Genomic DNA, 3179 nt, shown 5'->3' on the forward strand with positions numbered 1-3179 from the left:
GCTCCCGCCCCGGCTCCCGCGGCGCCGGCACCCGCGGCCCCCGCCCAGGCGCCGGCTCCCGAGGCCCCCGCTCCGGCGCCCGCGCCGGTTCCGGAGGCTCCCGCTCCGGCGCCCGCGCCGGTTCCGGCCGCCCCGGCGCCCGCTCCGATCCCCGAGGCCCCCGCGCCCGCCCCGGTCCCGGTGCCGGAGGCTCCGGCCCCCGCGCCGCCGCCGGCCGTCGCGCCCATCCCGGTGCCGATTCCGCTGCCCATCCCGGGCATCGGTGGCCCGCCGGGAGGCATCTTCGGCCCGCCCGGCGGCGGATACGGGCCGCACGGCGGCGGCGACGGGCCCCGCGGCGGCGGTGGGTTCCCCGGATTCCCCGGTGGCGGCGGAGGCCACGGCGGCGGCTTCGGCGGTGGTGGCGGCTTCGGCGGTGGCCACGGCGGCGGCCACCACTAGGCCTTTTACCGCCAGCTGTCATCTGCCGTTTGCCTCCCGATTAGCGGCGCGATGCAGTTAGCTCATCGCGGCCACCTACACACGGTGGTATGCGATGCACCGTTTTTGGCACCGGTTACCTCGGTGCCACGCACGCAGCGGGGATGGCCGAACTGGGACACGACGTCGTCGGCGTGGACATCGACGCCGGCAAGGTGGCCAAGCTGGCCGGCGGCGACATCCCGTTCTACGAGCCCGGTCTGCGAAAGTTGTTGACCGACAACCTCACTGCCGGACGACTGCACTTCACCACCGACTACGACATGGCGGCCGATTTCGCCGACGTCCACTTCCTGGGCGTGGGAACGCCGCAGAAGAAGGGCGAATACGGCGCCGACCTGTGCCACGTCCACGCGGTCATCGACACGCTGGTGCCCCGGCTGACCCGGCCGTCGGTGCTGATCGGCAAGTCGACGGTGCCGGTGGGCACCGCGGCCGAGCTGAACCACCGGGCGGCCGCGCTGGCGCGGCCCGAGGTGGACGTCGAAATCGCATGGAACCCGGAGTTTTTGCGCGAGGGCTACGCGGTGCACGACACCCTGCACCCGGATCGCATCGTGCTCGGGACCCAACAGGGTTCCACGCGCGCCGAGGCGGCGGCCCGCGAGCTGTACGGGCCGCTGCTGGGCGCCGGCGTGCCGTTTTTGGTGACCGATCTGCAGACCGCCGAGCTGGTCAAGGTTTCCGCCAACGCCTTTCTGGCGACCAAGATTTCGTTCATCAACGCGATTTCCGAGGTATGCGAGGCGGCGGGCGCCGACGTCAGCGTGCTGGCCGACGCGCTGGGCTACGACCCGCGGATCGGGCGCCAATTCCTCAATGCCGGTTTGGGTTTCGGCGGCGGCTGCCTGCCCAAGGACATCCGCGCATTCATGGCCCGCGCCGGTGAGCTGGGCGCCGACCAGGCGCTGACGTTCCTGCGCGAGGTGGACAGCATCAACATGCGCCGGCGCACCCGGATGGTCGAGCTGGCCACCACCGCGTGCGGCGGCTCGCTGCTGGGCGCCAACATCGCCGTGCTGGGTGCAGCGTTCAAACCCGAATCCGACGACGTGCGCGACTCGCCCGCGCTCAACGTCGCCGGGCAGCTTCAACTCAATGGCGCCGCGGTCAACGTGTACGACCCCAAGGCTTTGGACAACGCGCAGCGCCTGTTCCCGACGCTGAACTATGCGGTGTCGGTCGAAGAGGCCTGCGAGCGCGCGGATGCCGTGCTGGTGCTCACCGAGTGGCGGGAATTCGTCGACCTCGACCCGAACGCCCTGGCCGACCGGGTGCGGGCGCGCGTCGTCGTCGACGGCCGCAACTGCCTGGACGCCGCCCGCTGGGAGCGCGCGGGGTGGCGGGTGTTCCGGCTCGGGGCGCCGCGGCCCTAGCGCGCTAGGTCAGGCCGTTGTTGCCGGCCGAGCCGAACACGCCACCCGCGCCACCGGTGCCGGCATTGCCCTCCGGCACACCGATCCCGGCGTTGCCGCCGGTGCCGCCGTTGCCGACGAGCACGGCGCCCCCGCCGTTCCCGCCGTCACCCCCGCGTCCCGTGACGCCCTGGCCGCCGGGGCCGCCGTCGCCGCCGTAGCCGACCAGAGCCGCGTTGCCGCCGTGTCCGCCGTTGCCGCCGGTGGTCTCGCCGGCACCGCCGGCCCCGCCCGCGCCGCCGCTGCCCGAGATCCCCGCGGCGTTGCCGCCGTTCCCGCCGGCGCCGCCGGCGCCGCCGCCCCCGAAGCCGCCGTTCCCGCCGCGCCCGGCGGTGCCCTGCACGGGACCGGAGTTGCCGGCGTCACCCCCGGCCCCTCCGAAGCCCGTGATGCCGGTACCGCCGGCGCCGCCGTCGCCGCCGTTGCCGGAGATCCCCCTCGTGTTGCCGCCGTGGCCGCCCGCGCCACCGTTGACGGAGCCGGTGCCGCCGGCGCCGCCGGCGCCCGCCGAGCCCTCGAACATGCCGCCGGCGCCGCCGGCGCCGCCTGACCCGCCATCGCCGGTGCTGCCCGTGCCGCCGGCGCCCCCGGCGCCGCCGTTCCCCCACACCCCGCCGGCGCCGCCGGCGCCGCCGGCCAGCTTGGCCACCTTGCCGGCGTCGATGTCCACGCCGACGACGTCGTGTCCCAGTTCGGCCATCCCCGCTGCGTGCGTGGCACCGAGGTAACCGGTGCCAAAAACGGTGCATCGCATACCACCGTGTGTAGGTGGCCGCGATGAGCTAACTGCATCGCGCCGCTAATCGGGAGGCAAACGGCAGATGACAGCTGGCGGTAAAAGGCCTAGTGGTGGCCGCCGCCGTGGCCACCGCCGAAGCCGCCACCACCGCCGAAGCCGCCGCCGTGGCCTCCGCCGCCACCGGGGAATCCGGGGAACCCACCGCCGCCGCGGGGCCCGTCGCCGCCGCCGTGCGGCCCGTATCCGCCGCCGGGCGGGCCGAAGATGCCTCCCGGCGGGCCACCGATGCCCGGGATGGGCAGCGGAATCGGCACCGGGATGGGCGCGACGGCCGGCGGCGGCGCGGGGGCCGGAGCCTCCGGCACCGGGACCGGGGCGGGCGCGGGGGCCTCGGGGATCGGAGCGGGCGCCGGGGCGGCCGGAACCGGCGCGGGCGCCGGAGCGGGAGCCTCCGGAACCGGCGCGGGCGCCGGAGCGGGGGCCTCGGGAGCCGGCGCCTGGGCGGGGGCCGCGGGTGCCGGCGCCGCGGGAGCCGGGGCGGGAGC

3 protein-coding genes and 1 pseudogene are annotated in these 3179 nt (G+C 75.9%); 2 read left to right on the top strand and 2 right to left on the bottom strand.

Annotation, left to right across the window (positions count from 1 at the left end; all coding sequences use genetic code 11):
* Together A5655_RS26955 and A5655_RS06230 are read left to right on the top strand one after the other, a co-directional pair.
* A partial coding sequence (locus tag A5655_RS26955; protein ID WP_197508613.1) for a hypothetical protein occupies window positions 1–441 on the top strand: 441 nt, incomplete at its 5' end.
* A gap of 89 nt (window positions 442–530) precedes the next feature.
* Window positions 531–1856 (top strand): UDP-glucose/GDP-mannose dehydrogenase family protein, encoded by a 1326-nt coding sequence (locus A5655_RS06230; protein ID WP_067006859.1) that lies wholly within the window; start codon window positions 531–533, stop codon window positions 1854–1856.
* Window positions 1857–2523: 667 nt separating this feature from the next.
* Here A5655_RS06230 and A5655_RS29345 read toward each other — a convergent pair.
* Window positions 2524–2649, bottom strand: a pseudogene (locus A5655_RS29345) (hypothetical protein); the annotation flags it as partial.
* Between the two features lie 89 nt (window positions 2650–2738).
* On the bottom strand, window positions 2739–3179 hold a 441-nt coding region (locus tag A5655_RS29195), incomplete at its 5' end, for a hypothetical protein (RefSeq protein ID WP_197508613.1).

This window comes from Mycobacterium sp. 1081908.1, assembly GCF_001673535.1.
GTDB lineage: Bacteria > Actinomycetota > Actinomycetes > Mycobacteriales > Mycobacteriaceae > Mycobacterium.

What these genes read in the sequence shown, in the direction of transcription:
- A5655_RS06230 (WP_067006859.1), top strand. Translation starts at nt 531, where the DNA reads ATGCGATGCACCGTTTTTGGCACCGGTTACCTCGGTGCCACGCACGCA.